This is a genomic window from Kouleothrix sp., from assembly GCF_046328425.1.
Lineage (GTDB): Bacteria > Chloroflexota > Chloroflexia > Chloroflexales > Roseiflexaceae > Kouleothrix.
In genome coordinates this window covers 1-15916 of the sequence record NZ_JAXLWP010000014.1, presented here as the reverse complement: position 1 = coordinate 15916, position 15916 = coordinate 1, and the positions used below count along the sequence as shown (strand labels likewise).

General features: G+C 64.9%; 15 protein-coding genes and 1 tRNA gene. 7 read left to right on the top strand and 9 right to left on the bottom strand.

All coding sequences use genetic code 11. From position 1 onward, the window contains the following. Positions 1-35: 35 nt before the first annotated feature. From U0177_RS14240 to U0177_RS14225, 4 genes are all read right to left on the bottom strand, one after another. Positions 36-428 carry a hypothetical protein gene (locus U0177_RS14240; protein WP_409571305.1) on the bottom strand — a complete coding sequence of 131 codons (393 nt, stop codon included), beginning with the start codon at positions 426-428 and terminating at the stop codon, positions 36-38. 487 nt (positions 429-915) lie between these two features. Continuing rightward, on the bottom strand, positions 916-2649 hold the full coding sequence (locus U0177_RS14235) for an ABC transporter permease (protein WP_409571304.1): 1734 nt from the start codon (positions 2647-2649) through the stop codon (positions 916-918). Further along, positions 2649-4583, bottom strand: coding sequence for a GAF domain-containing SpoIIE family protein phosphatase (locus U0177_RS14230; protein ID WP_409571303.1), 1935 nt, complete (start codon positions 4581-4583; stop codon positions 2649-2651). The genes U0177_RS14235 and U0177_RS14230 overlap by 1 nt, the downstream gene beginning before the upstream one ends. A gap of 76 nt (positions 4584-4659) precedes the next feature. Next, the gene (locus U0177_RS14225; protein ID WP_409571302.1) at positions 4660-5313 is read right to left on the bottom strand and encodes an O-methyltransferase; all 654 of its coding nucleotides are present in this window, start codon (positions 5311-5313) and stop codon (positions 4660-4662) included. A gap of 165 nt (positions 5314-5478) precedes the next feature. On the opposite strand from U0177_RS14225, the gene U0177_RS14220 reads away from it, so the two are divergent. Then, positions 5479-5568, top strand: a tRNA-Ser gene (locus tag U0177_RS14220). Between the two features lie 114 nt (positions 5569-5682). On the opposite strand, the gene U0177_RS14215 is transcribed toward U0177_RS14220, so the two are convergent. The 5 genes from U0177_RS14215 to U0177_RS14195 form a co-directional block, all read right to left on the bottom strand. Beyond that, a complete protein-coding gene (locus tag U0177_RS14215) occupies positions 5683-6486 on the bottom strand; it encodes a P-loop NTPase (protein ID WP_409571301.1) in 804 nt (267 codons plus the stop codon). A 5-nt stretch (positions 6487-6491) separates the two neighbouring features. Continuing rightward, positions 6492-6722, bottom strand: coding sequence for a hypothetical protein (locus tag U0177_RS14210; protein WP_409571300.1), 231 nt, complete (start codon positions 6720-6722; stop codon positions 6492-6494). Between the two features lie 278 nt (positions 6723-7000). Then, positions 7001-8365 (bottom strand): alpha/beta fold hydrolase, encoded by a 1365-nt coding sequence (locus tag U0177_RS14205; RefSeq protein WP_409571299.1) that lies wholly within the window; start codon positions 8363-8365, stop codon positions 7001-7003. Between the two features lie 253 nt (positions 8366-8618). Then, the gene (locus U0177_RS14200) at positions 8619-10127 is read right to left on the bottom strand and encodes a glycogen synthase (RefSeq protein ID WP_409571298.1); all 1509 of its coding nucleotides are present in this window, start codon (positions 10125-10127) and stop codon (positions 8619-8621) included. A 37-nt stretch (positions 10128-10164) separates the two neighbouring features. Continuing rightward, positions 10165-10845, bottom strand: coding sequence for an adenylate kinase family protein (locus U0177_RS14195; protein WP_409571297.1), 681 nt, complete (start codon positions 10843-10845; stop codon positions 10165-10167). A gap of 437 nt (positions 10846-11282) precedes the next feature. Between U0177_RS14195 and rpsB the strand changes: the two genes are divergently transcribed. From rpsB to U0177_RS14165, 6 genes are all read left to right on the top strand, one after another. After that, on the top strand, positions 11283-12086 hold the full coding sequence (gene rpsB / locus U0177_RS14190) for a 30S ribosomal protein S2 (protein ID WP_409571296.1): 804 nt from the start codon (positions 11283-11285) through the stop codon (positions 12084-12086). Between the two features lie 169 nt (positions 12087-12255). Beyond that, entirely contained in the window at positions 12256-12786 is a 531-nt protein-coding gene (locus tag U0177_RS14185) for an elongation factor Ts (RefSeq protein ID WP_409571295.1), read from the top strand. Positions 12787-12869: 83 nt separating this feature from the next. Next, positions 12870-13601, top strand: coding sequence for a UMP kinase (gene pyrH / locus U0177_RS14180; protein WP_409571294.1), 732 nt, complete (start codon positions 12870-12872; stop codon positions 13599-13601). 12 nt (positions 13602-13613) lie between these two features. Next, positions 13614-14171 (top strand): ribosome recycling factor, encoded by a 558-nt coding sequence (gene frr / locus U0177_RS14175; RefSeq protein WP_409571293.1) that lies wholly within the window; start codon positions 13614-13616, stop codon positions 14169-14171. A gap of 76 nt (positions 14172-14247) precedes the next feature. Beyond that, positions 14248-14967, top strand: coding sequence for an isoprenyl transferase (locus U0177_RS14170; protein ID WP_409571292.1), 720 nt, complete (start codon positions 14248-14250; stop codon positions 14965-14967). Beyond that, complete coding sequence (locus tag U0177_RS14165; RefSeq protein ID WP_409571291.1) at positions 14924-15823, top strand: phosphatidate cytidylyltransferase; 900 nt, start codon at positions 14924-14926, stop codon at positions 15821-15823. The genes U0177_RS14170 and U0177_RS14165 overlap by 44 nt, the downstream gene beginning before the upstream one ends. Positions 15824-15916 lie beyond the last annotated feature (93 nt).

The window sequence follows — 15916 nt, the reverse complement described above, 5'->3', positions numbered from 1 at the left end:
GCTGGCAGTGCCGCATGGCGAGAACGACCCGCGCGTCAACTCCGCCAGCAGGGCGAGGTCAAATAGCCCAAATCCACCAGCCGGACCGCGCCCTGCGGCAGATCGTGATGCAGGGTGGCGACATCGACTCGCGGCCATCGTGCAGGGTCGGGCGCGCGCCCCGTGCGCAGGTCGAGGGCGACCTGGAGCTTAAGCGCCGCGTTGCCGGCGTCGGGCGTGCCATTACCGCAGCCGGTCAGACCGCAGCGAGCGCCCGGGCAAGGGATCGTGGTACTATCTTGCACCACCACCTCGGCGAAGCGGTCGAGGATGGGCAAGCTGAGTGGGTCAGCACACAGCACCTCGCCAATCAGCCCCGAGCACGTGTTCCAGACAGGTGGCGGCGGTTCGGTCAAACCGCTGGCGCTTCGGGCGATGGTTACGCCCAAGGCGGCACTCGTCTGCGTCAGGGCGCTCAGCTCGCCGCGGGTCGGCCCGAGGCCAACACGAGCGTTGCACGAACCTGCCGGTCAGTTTGGCGTCCGACGGAACAAAGCCGGTCTGGCGGCCGGCACGGTCGGCTTCCTCGGTCAACACCGCCGCAAGCGTGGCGGCCAGCTGTGGTATAGTCGTCATCAGGGCGGCTCCTGTCGGTGTTTGGTTGTGGTTTGGCGACAACAACCATACCACAAGAGCGTCCTTGTCTGCTTATCGACCTTCGCCGCCCCGAGTTTCTTTATTTCTTCTGGTGGGGTTCGGGGCGGCGAAGCCGCCGGCTGCACTGCGTGGCGACACGCGTGCAGCACAATCTATACGTGATCATAGCGACGAGTGTATCACACAACGAACGCGATCAAACGGAGCTGGTATGAGCGGAAGCGCTGAAAAGCTCCGCTCTGCCGAAGGCGAAATGCCGGCCGCGAGCCTCGTGGCGGATCAGAACTCGCCCGCCTCGCCAACGCGCACGCGCTCGAGCAGCACAAAGCTCAGGCCGGTGGTAAGCATCAGGATGGTGCTCAGCGCCAGCGCCCGGCCGTAGTTCTCGGCGCCTGGCAGCCCCAGCAGCCGGTCGATCACCACCGGCACGGTCTGGTTCTCGGGGCGCGCCAGCAGCAGCGCGGCCCCAAACTCGCCAATCGACACCGTGAACGCGAATGCCGCGCCTGCCAGCAGCGCCGGCAGCAGCAGTGGCAGATCGACTTCGCGCAGCACCCGCAGCGGCCCCGCGCCTAGCACGCTGGCCGCCTCGCGCAGCCGTGGGTCGAGCCCGCGCAGCGTGGGCAGCAGCGCGCGCACCACGAATGGGAATGCCAGCAGGGCGTGCGCTACCGGGATGAGCCAGGGCGAGGCCAGCAGGTTCAGCGGTGGCCGCCCGAACACCAGAATATAGCCGAGCCCCAGCGTCACCGCGCTTGCGCCGAGCGGCAGCATGAAGATCGGGTCGAGCAGTGCCGAGAGCCGAGAGCCAAGGAACGCGAAGCGGCCAGCGCCGCCCCGGCTTCTCGGCTCTTGGTACTTGGTTCTCTCCGCCAGCAGGTACGCGCCCGGCACGCCCACCAGCAGCGCGAGCGCGGTAGCTGCCAGCGCGAAGCGCAGCGAGTTGCCGATGGCGATCAGCGGTGGCAGCGCGAACGCCCCGCGCGCCGGGTTGGTATTCAGCCGCAGGTAGTAGCCGAGCGTGAGCTGGCTGGCGCCGCCTGGCGAGATCGCCGTGACCGAGCGCAGCGCCAGCGCCAGCAGCGGCGCGCCGATCAGCGCCAGCAGCGCCGCCAGATTTGCAGCGACAAACACGCGTTGGCGCCAGGTGACGAGCGGGCGCGCGCTGGCCGCGCGCGCACGCATGTCCAGCGGCACGCTGGCGCGCCGCTGCAGCCACGTGTACGCCAGCGTCGTCAGCAGAGTTGCGGCCATCTGCACCAGCGCCAGCGCTGCCGCCAGGTCGAGCCGCAGCAGGCTGGTGGTAAGCCGGTAGATCTCGACCTCGACGGTGGCGAAGCGCGGCCCGCCCAGGATGCGGATCACGCCGAAGCTAGCGAAGGTGTAGACGAAGATCAGCAACGCTGCCGCGCCAATCGCCGGCAGCAGCAGCGGCAGCGTCACCTCGCGAAACGCGCGCAGCCGGCTGGCGCCCAGCACCGCCGCCGCTTGCTCGAGGCGGCTGTCGAGCGCGCCCCAGAACGCGCCGACGATCCGCAGCACCACGCTGTAGTTATAGAATACGTGGGCGATCAAGATCAGCGCCAGCGTTTGATCAAGCCGGATGGGCGGTTCGGCCAGGCCAAGCCAGCTTTGCAGCGCCGTATTCAGCAGGTCGCGCGGGCCGATCAGCGCCTTGAACGCCGCTGCTACCACCACTGTCGGCAGCACAAACGGCACCGTGGCCAGCGCGCGCAGCAGCGCCTTGCCGGCGAAGCGGTAGCGCGCGAACGCATATGTCGCCGGTAGCGCCACCAGCAGCGTCAGGGCGGTCGAGAGCAGCGCCTGCCAGGTGCTGAACCAGATGACCTCGAAGTAGTAGCTGTCGGCCAGCAGCCGGGCAAGCCCGCCGTCGGCCGGCGCCAGGCGCGCGTCGCCGCCGAAGCTCAGGCGCAAGATCGCCGCCAGCGGGTAGAAGAAAAACAGCGCGAGGAACAGCAGCGGCAGGGCGTAGATCAGCGTGCGGTAGCGCATCAGGCCGCGTCGCGCTTCAGCACTACCAGCGTGATGTCGTCGGCCTGGGGCGTGCCGGCCGCAAAGCTCGTCACAGCGTCGATGATCCGCTCGATGATCTCCTCGGGGCTGAGGTGGTGGCAGCGCCGCAAGATCTCGGCCAGGCGCTCTTCACCGAACAGCTGGCGGCGCGGGTTCATTGCCTCGGTTACGCCGTCGGTGTAGAAGCACACCACGTCGCCGGCCTCGATCACGGTGGCGTGCTGCTCGAAGCGCGGGTCGGGCACGATCCCCAGCACAATCCCTTGGGCGTGCAGCTGCTCGACCGTGGCGGTGTTGGTGCGGTAGTGCAGCGGGTAGTTGTGCCCGCCGTCGGCGAACAGCAAGTCGCCGCTCTCGATATCGAGAATCGCGTAGAAGCAAGTAACGAAAAGGCCAGAGCGCGCGTCGGAGAGAATCAGGCGGTTGGCGCGCTCGAGCACAGCCATGGGCGAGCGCCCGTCGCTGGCGGTGGCGCGGATAAGCGTTCGCGAGAGCGCCATGAACAGCGCCGCCGGCACGCCCTTATCGGTCACGTCGGCAATCACAATGCCAAGGCGCCCCGGCCCTGCCGGAGTAGCCACCTGCAACGGCTTGGGAGGCACGCGCGGCGCCAGCCTGCCAGTGCGCCAGAACTCCAGGTTGGAGTCGGGCCGCGCCGCGCCGCCCTTGGGCTGGGCCTGGCCACGCGCCATTGGCTCGCCAAGCACCTCGGCGCCATTGACCGGCCGCTCGGGCGCGAGCTCGATGAAGTCGTAGAAATCGCCGCCGACCTGGCGCGCCGCGCGGTAGAATGCGGCAATATTGTAGCCCGGCACCATTGGGCAGCAGGCCGGCAGAAAACTGGCCTGGATGTCGCGCGCCAGGTTTAGCTCTTGCTCGAGCCGCTGGCGCGCCAGCGCTTCCTGGTGCAGCCGCTCGCGCTCGAGCGTTTGGGCCAGCTGGCTGCCCAGCAGGCCGAGCAGCTGGGCCTCGTCGATCAGAAAGCGGCGCGGTGTGGTGGTGTTGACCATCAGCGTACCCACGGGCGCGCCGCCGATCTCGATCGGCACCGCCAGATGGCCCTGGAAGTGCTGGGCTGCGAGCAGCTGTGGCAGGTCGTCGAGCGCGTCTTCGGGCAAATTGCTGCTGCTCTCGGGCAGGTACCACAGGTGTGGGTTTACCGCGTCGAACGGCGTCGGTAGCCCGCTCTTCGGCAGAAAGTGCCAGCCGTGCGCGGCTACCAGCATTGCGTGGCCTTCGTGCTCGTCGGCCTCGATAAACGCGCACGCATCGGCCTCGAGCAGCCGCGCCCCCACGCGCACCAGCCGCTGCAGCGCCGGCTCGATCGACTCGGCGCCAAGCAGCTCCTGCGAGAGCTTCAGCAGGGCCGCCTGCTCTTGCACGCGCCGCACCTTCACCTGCTCGTGCAGGCGCGTGCGCGTGATCGCGGTTCCGAGCATAAAGCCAATCGCCGAGAGCAGCTGGAGCTGCGGCGGGGTGAAGCGCCCGTACTCCGAGGTTGCGACGTTCAGGATGCCCAGCGTCTCGGTTTCGCCGCGGATCGGCACCGAGGCGTGCTGCGCCAGCGAGCGCTTATCGCCGACCGCGTGGCGCAGCCGGCTGCAGCGCACCATGTTGACTGTCTTGTTCAGCTTGCCTTCCTGGCACATATTTTGGCAGCTGCAGTCGCCCAGCCAGGGCGGGCCGGGGTAGCTGATCGCCGGCGGCAGGTCGTGCCGCGCTGCCAGCTTGAACGCGCCGGCATCGTCGCGCAGAAAGATCCAGCCGGTGCGCAGCCCCATAATCTCGACAATCTTGGGCAGCGCGGCATCAAGCGCCTCGCGTAGGTCGAGCGCCTGGTTGAGCGTTTGGGCCAGCTCGTTGAGCGTGGTCAGCTCAGCGATCCGCTGTTGGGCGTCGGTAAGTGCGGGCATAGCCTCAGGTGAAAGGGACAGGTTACAGGAAGTAGGTTCGCTACTGTACCCTGTCCCTATACTCTGTACCCTATCGTCAGTCTTTTTTTCGGCAGATCGCGACGCCGTCGCGCAGCGGGATGATAACCGATTCAAGCTGCGAGTGCTGCATGATCGCGCGGTTGAATTCTTGGATGCCGCGAACGGTGGGCGCCGCGTCTTCTTCAACCACCAGGCCATTGCACAGCACGTTATCGCCGATCAGCAGGCCGCCCGGCCGTAGCCGCGAGACACACAGCTCAAGTGCTTTCACCGCGTCGTGCTCGTTGGAGAGGTTGCGGAGGATGTCGAGGAAGATGAGGTCGAATGGGCCTTGTATGGTTTCCAGCACGCTGAACCACTCGCCGGCGATGATATTCAGCCGGTCGCCATACCCGGCGCGGGTAATGTAATCCTGCGCGAGCTTGTAGCGCTCGGGCTGGCGCTCGATCGCCGTCAGCCGCCCGCCGGCCGGCACGACGGCGCGCATCAGCCACATGGCGGCGTAGCCGGTGGCCGTGCCAATCTCAAGCGCCTCGCGCGCGCCCATGCTCTTGGCGAGCAGGTACAGCAGCTGGCCCTCGACTGGGCCGACCAGCGGCAGGCCGCGCTCGCGTGCGCGCTGCTCGAGCTCGGCCAGCACCCCGGCGCGCGGCGGCATGATGCTGGACAGATAGTCCTCGATCACAATGTTTGTGATATCGTCACGCATGCGTGCCCTCCTTGCGCGCCCCAGTTCAGAACCACAACGCCCCCGATTGTACCACATCTCGCGGCCTTACGAAATGTGATTTTGTTTATCTGCTGCGCTAGATGCATTGCGGGAAGGCGGCTTGTTTGCTATAATGCGCGCCAGCACGAACCGGCTTCATATGCTGGGGAGGTCGCATAGTGGCCTAGTGCGCGGCACTGGAAATGCCGTAGGGGGGCAACCTCCTCGTGGGTTCAAATCCCACCCTCCCCGCCAAGAATCCCCAGGCGGCCGCTGAGTAACCCTTGGCGGCCGCCTGATTCGTGGGCATTGCCTGCGGCTCCCAAACCCCCACTATTTTTATCTCCACTACAGGAATGTGCCAGTGCTCTAGCGCGCCAGCAGCTGTGCGATCGTGGCCGCGATCGTGCGAAATACCTGGCTGTCGGGCGCGTCGGGCCGGGCTTGCACCAGCGGGTGGCCGGCGTCGATCCCGCGGCTGATCGCAATATCCATGGGGATGCGCCCGAGCTGCGGCAGCGCTGTGTCGTGTACGGCCCACTGGCGCGGGCTGCGCGCGAACACCTCGATCTGCTCGCCGCAGTGTGGGCAGATCAGGTAGCTCATGTTCTCGATCACGCCCAGCACTGCGATCTGCGCCTGGCGGAACAGCCCCAGCGAGCGCGAGGCGTCGAGCAGCGAGAGATCCTGCGGCGTCGTTACCACTACCGCGCCATCGATCGCGAATGCGCGCACCAGGCTGTGCTGCGGCTCGCCTGTGCCGGGCGGCAGGTCGATCAACAGGTAGTCGAGCGCGTTCCAGCGTACGTCGCGTAGCGTCTGGGTGACGATCCTGCCCGCGTCGTGCGGGTCGGGCATCACTGCGTCGCTTTCGCCAACCACAAGGCCAATCGACATAATCTGAAGGCCATAGCGCTCGAGCGGGTCGATATACGGCTCGCTGCTGGCCCGCGCGATTGGCAGCAGCCCGCGCGCCGATTGGCTGCGGCGCACGCCCAGCATCAGCGGCACATTCGGGCCATAAATATCGGCGTCGAAGATGCCGACGCGCGCGCCAAGCCCGGCCAGCGCCAGCGCCAGGTTCACGCTCACGGTGGTTTTGCCTACGCCGCCCTTGCCGCTGGCGATCACCAGCGTGCGCGCCGTCTGAGCAATTCGTTGCTTCGCATGCATCGGCTTCATCCGCGCGATTTCGCCTTGGGCACCTGTTGCAGCTCGGCCGTCAGCACGTAGAAATCACGCCCGTCGGCTAGCTTCAGCACCGAGTGTGCGCCGGTGACGTTTGCGCTCAGCACCTTGCTGCCGTCGGCATAGCACACGCCGTTGCGATCTTTGACAATGCGCACCTGGCCGATCTTGACGGCACTGGCGGTCGGCAGCCGGTAGCACGCGACGAGCTTGCCGCTCATATGGCTTCTCTTTCCGAAGTTAGGTGGGTTTCAAACATTCGTTACACTGCGGCAGGGCTTGGGCGGCTTTGCCGCCCCAAAACACTGGCTTGTGCTGCGCGATGAGGCGCACAGCGCTTCGTACCCCAGGCAAAGAGTGTGGGTTCTTGGCGGGCGTCAGCCTTCCAAGAACCCCAGGGTTGTAAAGCTCAAGCAGCAGGTTTTGAAACTGCCGTGCGCAGGGTGCCGGTAGTATAGCACGGCTGGCTGTGGTGTGGGCCAGGCAGGCGGGGCGAAGCTCAGCGCGCTGGCGCGGGTGCGAGCTCCTCTTCGGCTCGGGCGGCGCGCCAGTTCTGGAAGCGCAGCCGCTTGCCCAGCGAGATCGCCAGGTTCTGCATCATGCGCATGCCCATGGCTGGGTCGTCTTCGGCCAGGGTGTCGAGCGCGGCTTTGGTGAGCACCAGCAGCTGTGCGCCGTGCTCGCCGGCCCGCAAATCGGCGCTGCGCGTCACGCCCTCAAGCAGCGCCAGCTCGCCGGCTACCTGGCCGGCGTTCATAAACGCCAGGCGCGTCGAGCGGCCCGCAGTGTCAAGCCATACCTCGAGCGTGCCGGCTTTCACGATGTACATCTCGTCGCCGTTGCTGTTCATCGACACGACCTTCTCGCCGGGGGCGTAGCCGTGCGAGTGCACCAGCGCCGCCAGCCGCAGCCGCTGGGCTTCGGATAGGTGCTCGCCGATCTCCGAGTTATTCAGAAACTCGGCAATCTCGCGCAGGTGGGCCAGGTCCTGGTCGCCTTCGGCGTCGGCGCTGCCGAGCATGAGCGGCAGGCCCAGGAAGTGCGAGATGTGCTTGATCGTCGCGCCTGTTTGCTCGAATTGCGGCCAGTGGCCGGCGTTAGGGATCAGCCGCAGATCGGCGCGCGGCCATTCTTCTGCCACCGCGCCGGCGTCGCGGAGCGGCACAATGTTGTCTTCCGCGCCCCACAGCACCAGCGTCGGCGGCTCGATCCGCCCGAGCTGGCCGCGCAGGTCGCCCTGCTGCATTGCCACAAAGCAGGCGGCGCGCACCTGGCCCTGGCCGCGGCGGCGCGCATCCTCGCGGATCTTGGCGTAGGCTTGCTCGGAAATATGCGCGCGCTCGGCGAAGTTCGAAGGTTTCAGCAGGAAGTCGGTATAGTCGAGCGGGGTCTTTGCCGCCTGGTAGAGCAGCCACTCGAGCGCGCGGAAGCGCTCGGCCATCACGTGCGGCTTCATCAGCAGGTTCACGCGCGTCGAAAGCCGGCCGCTCAGCGCCGGGTTCAGCAGCACCAGCTTGTCGACCAGCACCGGGTAGCGTAGCGCGAGCGTGGCGGCAATCTGCCCGCCCATCGAGTGGCCCATCACCAGCACCGCGCGATCCTGATCGCCGGTCATCTTCATGATCATTTGGGCGATCAGCTCGGCATACCCGGCGATTGTTGGCTTGGCCGCCAGCGCGGGCGACTGGCCGAACCCCGGTAGGTCGATGGCGATGCAGCGGTAGCGCTTGCTGAGGATCGGCAGGATCGGCGCCCACGTGAACGACGAGCTTGACCAGCCGTGGATCAAGATCGCGATCGGGCCGTTGGCCGGGCCGGCCTCTTGCACATACAGCACCTGGCCATTGATCGTATATGTCGCCATCGCTTCACCTATACCGCTCGTTGTTGCCGCCGCACTACCTTCGCTAGCAAAAACGTAATGCCTCACGTTTTTTGCATACTTGGGTATGTCTATTGTGTAATAAACTAAATGCGACGATAGGGGCTCGTAGATACGCGGCTTTAGGGCGGGAAGTGAGCGGCTTTGTAGCGGGGCGTTGTCGCGGCTGGCCGCAGCAAATCGGCGAGGAGGCTGCGGCGCGCTTCCTCGCGGCAATGCCGGCAGCTTGGGTGTGCTAGCTGGCGTTTTTCTGGTAAGCCTCGCGCGGCGGCCGGTCGCTGCGCGTGGCAATCGCGCGGCGGTACAGGTCGACATAGCGCCGCGCCGAGCTGGCCCACGAGTGGTCGGCGTGCATGGCCCGCAGCATCAGCTGCTGCCAGGTGTGGCGATAGCGATAGTTTTCGAGCGCGCGCACGATCGTGGTGTACAGAGCCATCGAGTGGTAGGGGTGGAATGCGAAGCCATTGCCCTCGCCCGAGGTTGGGTCGAAGTTGCGCACCGTATCCGCCAGGCCGCCGGTTGCGCGCACGATCGGGATCGAGCCGTAGCGCAGCGCGATCATCTGGCCTAGCCCGCACGGCTCGAAGCGCGATGGCATGAGAAACATATCCGACCCGGCGTAGATCTTCTGCGCGAGCTGGGCTTTAAAGGTCAGAAATGTAGCGATCTGCTGTGGGAAGCGCGCGCGGATCTCGTTGAGCCGATCGTGGTAGCGCTGGTCGCCGGTGCCAAGCACGATCAGCTGTACATCGTTGTGCAGCAGCAGCGGCTCGGCAATCTGGTCGATCAGGTCGAAGCCTTTTTGGTCGGCCAGGCGCGAGATCGCGCCGATCACCGGGGTGCTGCGGCTCTGCGGCAGCCCGGCCTCGCGCTGCAGGTCGAGCTTGCACTCGGCTTTGCCGGCAAGGTTCTCGGCGGTGTAGTGTGCCGCGATATATTGGTCGGCGGCCGGGTCGTTCAGCTCGGCGTCGATGCCGTTCAGCACGCCATACAGCCGGTCGCGCCGGTCGCGCAGCAGCGGGTCGAGCCCTTCGCCAAAATCGGGTTGCAAAATCTCGTCGGCGTAGGTTTCGCTCACTGTGTTGATGATATCGGCGTAGTAGATGCCGCGCCCCATGAAGTCGACCACGTCGTTGAGATGCGGCATATCGGGGTGCGCAATAAAGCCGTACTCGTCGACGCCGGCCACTTCGAGCACGCGGTAGCCAAAAATACCCTGGTAGGCCAGGTTGTGGATGGTATAGACGCAGGCAGTGCGCGCGTAAAATGGGTCGTGCTTGTAGATCGTTTTCAGCCAGTTTGGCACGATCGCGGTGTGCCAGTCGTGGCAGTGGATCACGTCGGGCTGCCAGCCGAGCCGCTTGATGCCTTCAAGCGTGGCGCGGCAGAAAAAAATAAAGCGGTCGGCGTCGTCTTCGTACATATAGATGCCGTCGCGCTCGTAGTAGTGCTGGTTATCGACCATGTATACCGGTATGTCATCGTGGTCGGGGAGGTGCGTCTGCAGCAGCCCGGCCTCGATGTCGTGGTCGTCCATGGGCACCGGGTAGGGCGGCAGCGCGACGCTCAGGTCGAAGCGCGCGCGGTCGATCCGGCCGTAGCGCGGCATGGCTACGCGTACGTCGTGCCCGTCGGCCCTGAGCGCTTTGGGCAGCGCCCCGGCCACGTCGGCCAGGCCGCCGGTTTTGGCGAATGGCACCACCTCGGCGCTCATCAGCAGGATCTTCAGCGCTGCGTTTGGCATAGCTCCTCGCGCGGTAGCATGGGCGAATACATCGGCGTTACGCTGGGCGAAGCTGGCCCAGGGCGGCAAGCGCGCGCCGCGCCACTTCGGCAGGCGTGCCTTGGGCATCGATGCGGCGTAGCAGCCCGGCGGCGCTGTAGAACTCGAGCAGCGGCTGCGTCTGCTCGTGGTACACGGCCAGGCGCTGGCGCACCACCTCGGGCCGGTCGTCGTCGCGCTCCACGAGGCGCCCGCCGCGCTCCTGGCAGCGCATCACGCTCGAAAGGTCGTCGATGTGCACCGGGAACGGCTCGCCCGCGCCCTCGCAGATCCGCCGGCCGCTGAGCCGGCGCACCACCTCTTCGTCGTTCACGCCGAGCGCCAGCACGGCGTGCAGCTCGCGCTTGAAGTCGGCAAGCATGCCCACCAGGCCGCGCGCCTGGCGCAGCGTGCGCGGGTAGCCGTCGAGCAAAAAGCCCTGGCTTGGCTCAAGGCGCTCGAGCGTGCCGCGCATCAGCCGATCCATCAGCGAGTCGGGCGCGAGGTTGCCGCGATCGAGATACGGCACTACCTCGCGGCCGATCGCGCTGCGCGCCTGGATCTCGGCGCGCAGGCGCTGGCCTGTCGAGATGCTCACAAGCGTGTATGCGTGTACCAGCGCTTCGGCGATCGTGCTTTTGCCCGAGCCAGGCGGCCCGACAAGCACAAGGTTCAGCGGCTGGTCGGGCGGCTGCGTCATGGTATCCTTGTCTGCGTATGTGTGTTTGGCGCCTATTATACCGCATCCCTCGCATGCCCGGCGCCCTGGCGCGGGGCCGTGTAGGGTGCCGCCAGAGACCGGTGCGCTGTGCCCTCGCTCTCTGCCCCTGGTGTGCGCGAGCACAGGCTAGGCTGATCGGGCTGATATTGACGTCGCTCTACAGGTCGCGCCAACCTATGGTGCCACCGCAAGGTGTTTATATTTGTTAGGCGTCTCTATAAGCAAACGTTGGCTTGGCCCGCGTTTGCTGCGATGGGTCTTGTATGCTATACTACCGTCTGGTGCGTCCCAACGCGCCGAATTACACACATCCCCTGATCGCGGCGGCCCTGCCGGCGGCGCGCCGGTTCCGCAGCGAGCAGAGGGGGGTGGCGGAGTCGTTTGACTGGTAGCTATTAAGGAGGCATGGTACACGTATGACCCAGGGAACCCAACGGCTTGTTTCCATGAAGTCGCTGCTGGAGTCGGGCGCGCATTTCGGGCATCAGACCAAGCGCTGGAACCCGAAGATGAAGCCGTATATCTTCGCGGCGCGCAATGGCATCCACATCCTCGATCTGCAGAAGACGATCGTCGGCCTGACGTCGGCCTACAACTTCGTGGTCGAGACGGTTGCGGCAGGCGGGAAGGTGCTGTTCGTCGGCACCAAGAAGCAGGCCCAGGAGGCGATCGCCGAAGAGGCCGCGCGCGCGAACCAGTTCGCCATCACGCAGCGCTGGCTGGGCGGCACGCTCACCAACTTTGTCACTATTCGCAAGCGCCTGCGCTACCTGGCCGATCTGGAAGATCAGCGCGATCGCGGCGATTTCTCCCGGCTCACCAAGGCCGAGGGGCTCAAGCTTGGCGAAGAGATCGAGAAGCTGAACCGCGTGTTTGCCGGCATCAAGAAGATGGATCGGCTGCCCGGCGCGCTGTTCATCGTCGACCCGCATAAAGAAGATTTGGCGGTGAAAGAGGCGCGCAAAGTCGGCATCCCGATCGTCGCCATGGTCGATACCAACTGCGATCCCGACGTGATCGACTATGTGATCCCGACCAACGACGACGCCATTCGCAGCATCCGCCTGATCACCGGCAAGATCGCCGACGCGGCGATCGAGGGCGCGAATCGGCGCGAAAGCTCGCAGGCCGACCTGATGCGCGGCGGGCGCTACGATCAGCCACGCCCGGCCGCGGCTCCCGAGGCCGCCGATGAGTCGGAAGACGTGCCGGTCGCGTAGAACGCCTAGCGATTCGCCAACTGGGAACTGAGGAAGATCGAAGGCGGCGGCACGGCTGTGTGGCCTTCGCTCTTCCCCTTTTTATGTTTATCATGCACACGAGTGCTTGCGCCCGGTTGCCACTATGCGGTATGCTGGGCGCGGCTCGCAATCTGTAAGGAGCAGAGCTGTGGCAGAGATCACTGCGCAAATGGTCAAAGAGCTGCGCGAGCGCACCGGCGCCGGGGTAAAGGAAGCCAAAGACATCCTCGTGCAGACCGGCGGCGATATGAAGAAGGCCTTCGAGGTGCTGCGCGAAAAGGGCCTGAAGGTCAGCGACAAGGTGCAGGGCCGCGAGGCCAAAGAGGGCCGCGTCGAGGTGTATATCCACCCCGGTTCGCGCATGGCCGCGATGGTCGAGGTCGACTGCGAGACCGATTTCGTGGCGCGCACCGAAGATTTTATCGCGCTGACGAAGGATCTGGCGCTGCACGTGGCCGCCATGAACCCGCGCTACCTCAAGCCCGAGGACGTGCCTGCCGATGTGCTGGCCGAGAGCGGCGAGACGCCCGAGAAGTTCAACGAGCAGTATGTGCTGCTGGCCCAGCCGTTTGTCAAAGATGGCTCGCGGACGATCGAAGACAAGATCAAAGATACCGTCGCGAAAGTACGCGAGAATGTCATTGTTCGCCGGTTCGTGCGCTATGAGATTGGAGGATAGCCGCGAGCCAAGAACCAAGAGCCGAGAACCGGCCAGTATGCGCAGGGTTCTCGGCTCTTCGCTCTGGCGCTGCGGCGCGTGCTATGGCTGAGCCAAAGTATCATCGCGTATTGCTCAAGCTCAGTGGCGAAGCCCTCGTCGGCGAGAATGGCGATGCGCTGTCTTCCGAGGTGCTCGAATTTTACGCCCAGGAGATCATCTCGATCCTGTCGGTGGGCGCGCAGGTTGCTGTGGTGCTCGGCGGCGGCAACATCTGGCGCGGCAACCGCGCCTCGGCGCGGCGCATGGACACCGCGCAGTCGCACTACATGGGCATGCTCGCGACGATTATCAACGCGCTGGCCCTGCAAGATGCGCTCGAAGGCCGCGGCGTGGTGACGCGAGCCATGACGGCGATCAAGATGGACGAGGTCGCCGAGCCGTATATTCACCGCCGCGCCATTCGGCACCTCGAAAAAGGCCGCGTGATCATCCTGGCCGGCGGCACCGGCAGGCCATACTTCACCACCGACTCAGCCGCAGCGCTACGAGCCGCCGAGATCCACGCCGAAGTGATCCTCATGGCCAAAAACGGCGTCGATGGCGTGTACACCGCCGACCCGAAACGCGACCCGAGCGCGACCCGCTTTGATTTTATCACCTATATGGATGCATTGCAGCGCGGCCTGGCCGTGATGGACAGCACTGCGCTTACGTTCTGCATGGATAACAAAATCCCGATCATTGTCTTCGACCCGATGCGGTCGGGCAATATCGCCAGAATTGTGAATGGCGAGCGGGTTGGGACGCTCGTATCCGACTCGGCCGCCATCTGAAGGAGCGAGTCCATGATCAACGACATTTTGCGCGAGACCGAAACAAAAATGAAAAAGTCGGTCGAGTCGCTGCGCCAGCACCTGACGACGATTCGTACCGGCCGCGCGTCGCCTGCCTTGGTCGAACATATGCAGGTGGAGGCGTGGGGGTCGGCTATGCCGTTGAATCAGCTGGCGGGGATTACCACGCCCGACGCCAAGATGATCGTCATTCAGCCGTACGATAAAACGACGCTGAAGGCGATCGAAAAAGCCATCCAGAACTCCGACCTGGGGATCAATCCTTCGAACGATGGGATTGTTATCCGGCTGGCGCTGCCGCCACTCACCGAGGAACGCCGCCGCAACCTCACGAAGCAGGTGAAGGCGCATGTCGAGGAAGGCAAAGTGGCGGTGCGCAACTTGCGCCGTGACGGCGGCGATCAGATCAAAAAGCTCGAGCGCGAGAAGCAGGTTTCCGAGAACGACCAGCGCCGCGGCCAGGAGAAGCTGCAGGAGCTGACCGATAAGTATATTCGTGAGATCGAACACGTCGGCGCCGCCAAAGAAGCCGAGGTGATGGAAGTCTAGAGCGCACGATTTTGAGCGCCTCGCGATCTTCTCAAGCTCGAAACGCATTGCTCGAAACTTCTTCATGGGGGATGGAATGACGTCGGAGAAGCCTGCACTAGCGCAGATCCCCCGGCATATTGCGATCATCATGGATGGCAATGGCCGCTGGGCGAAACGTCGGGGTCTGCCGCGTCTGGCCGGGCATCGCGCCGGTGTCGAAAATATTCGGCGCATTCTGCGCGAGTGCACCGACCTGGGCATTCAGTACCTGACGATCTACGCCTTCTCGACCGAAAATTGGTCGCGGCCCTCGGCCGAGGTCGAGGGCCTGATGCGCATCTTTGGCGAGTTTCTCGATCGCGAAACGCGCTCGCTGCATGCCGAAGGCGTTAAGATCCGCCACCTTGGCAGCATGCAGGGCGTCTCGCCTGCGCTCCAGCGTAAGACCCAAGCGGCGCTCGATCTGACGCGCGAAAATCAGCGCATCAACCTGTGCGTGGCGTTTAATTATGGCGGGCGCGCCGATATCGTCGACGCAGTGCGCGCGCTGGTTGCGGCTGGCGTTGCCCCCGACGCGATTACCGAGCAGATGATCTCGGAACGCCTCTCGACCGGCGGCATACCCGACCCCGATCTGATCATCCGCACCAGTGGCGAGTGGCGGCTCTCGAATTTCTTGCTCTGGCAGGCGGCCTATAGCGAATATTGGGTCACGCCAACTTTTTGGCCCGATTTTAGCCCTGAGCTTTTGCGCCAGGCATTACACGATTATGGACAGCGCGAACGCCGCTTCGGCGGCCTCACCCAGAAATAAAAGCTCGCTGGCTCAGCGCGTCATCAGCGCGCTGATACTGCTGCCGATTGTGATTGGGCTGGTGTGGTGGGGTGTCTGGCCAATTGTGGTGCTCGTCGTCGCCGCAACTGTGGTCGGGCTGCTCGAACTGTACGGCGCGTTTGCGCAGGGCGGCTACCGGCCGCGCGTCGCGGTTGGCATCGCACTGGCGCTGGCGCTGATCGGCGCTGTCACCCTCCGCGCCACTACCTCGCTCGATCTGGTCATGCCGCTGATTACCCTGGCGATCGTCGCCAGCCTGGTGTTCGAGCTGACGCGCCACAGCGAGCGCGGCGGCGTGGCCTCGTGGGCGCTGACGCTGGCCGGCGCTTTCTACCTCGGCTGGCTGTTCAGCCAGTTCATTCCACTGCGCATGCTCAGCAGCGCGCTGCGGCCTAACCTGTTTACTCTGCTCGGCTTGCCACTCGATTCGGGCGCGGCCTGGATCTACCTCATTCTAGCGATTACCTGGATCCAGGACACGGCGGCGTATTTCGTTGGCAAGTATACCGGCCGGCATAAAATGGCACCAATACTCAGCCCCAAGAAAACGTGGGAGGGTGCGGTTGGCGGCCTGGTTGGCTCGGTGTTGGCATCGGTTGGATTCGCGGTGGTATTTGGCCTGCCGATCAACACTGCACAGGCGCTGTTCCTCGGGCTTGTCGGCGGCATTGTCGGCCCGCTGGGCGATCTGGCCGAATCGATGATCAAACGCCAGGTTGGCCTGAAAGATGCCGGCAACCTCATCCCCGGCCACGGTGGGATCCTCGATCGCGCCGATAGCCTGCTCTTCACCGGGCCGGTGCTCTACTACCTGATTAAACTCCTGCTGGTATAGCCCGGCCGCGTACCGCCACACTGCCTAGGGCTGGTGCAACGTCTTTCGACCCCTCCCCCCTCCCCTGTCAGGGGAGGGGGTGACACATCTGGC

Excerpts from the sequence above, each read along its gene's own strand:
- U0177_RS14200 (WP_409571298.1), bottom strand. The coding sequence starts at position 10,127 with ATGCCAAACGCAGCGCTGAAGATCCTGCTGATGAGCGCCGAGGTGGTG.
- U0177_RS14195 (WP_409571297.1), bottom strand. The coding sequence starts at position 10,845 with ATGACGCAGCCGCCCGACCAGCCGCTGAACCTTGTGCTTGTCGGGCCG.
- frr (WP_409571293.1), top strand. The coding sequence starts at position 13,614 with ATGATCAACGACATTTTGCGCGAGACCGAAACAAAAATGAAAAAGTCG.
- U0177_RS14235 (WP_409571304.1), bottom strand. The coding sequence starts at position 2,649 with ATGCGCTACCGCACGCTGATCTACGCCCTGCCGCTGCTGTTCCTCGCG.
- U0177_RS14225 (WP_409571302.1), bottom strand. The coding sequence starts at position 5,313 with ATGCGTGACGATATCACAAACATTGTGATCGAGGACTATCTGTCCAGC.
- rpsB (WP_409571296.1), top strand. The coding sequence starts at position 11,283 with ATGACCCAGGGAACCCAACGGCTTGTTTCCATGAAGTCGCTGCTGGAG.
- U0177_RS14205 (WP_409571299.1), bottom strand. The coding sequence starts at position 8,365 with ATGGCGACATATACGATCAATGGCCAGGTGCTGTATGTGCAAGAGGCC.
- U0177_RS14230 (WP_409571303.1), bottom strand. The coding sequence starts at position 4,583 with ATGCCCGCACTTACCGACGCCCAACAGCGGATCGCTGAGCTGACCACG.
- U0177_RS14215 (WP_409571301.1), bottom strand. The coding sequence starts at position 6,486 with ATGCATGCGAAGCAACGAATTGCTCAGACGGCGCGCACGCTGGTGATC.
- U0177_RS14170 (WP_409571292.1), top strand. The coding sequence starts at position 14,248 with ATGACGTCGGAGAAGCCTGCACTAGCGCAGATCCCCCGGCATATTGCG.
- U0177_RS14210 (WP_409571300.1), bottom strand. The coding sequence starts at position 6,722 with ATGAGCGGCAAGCTCGTCGCGTGCTACCGGCTGCCGACCGCCAGTGCC.
- pyrH (WP_409571294.1), top strand. The coding sequence starts at position 12,870 with ATGGCTGAGCCAAAGTATCATCGCGTATTGCTCAAGCTCAGTGGCGAA.
- U0177_RS14165 (WP_409571291.1), top strand. The coding sequence starts at position 14,924 with ATGGACAGCGCGAACGCCGCTTCGGCGGCCTCACCCAGAAATAAAAGC.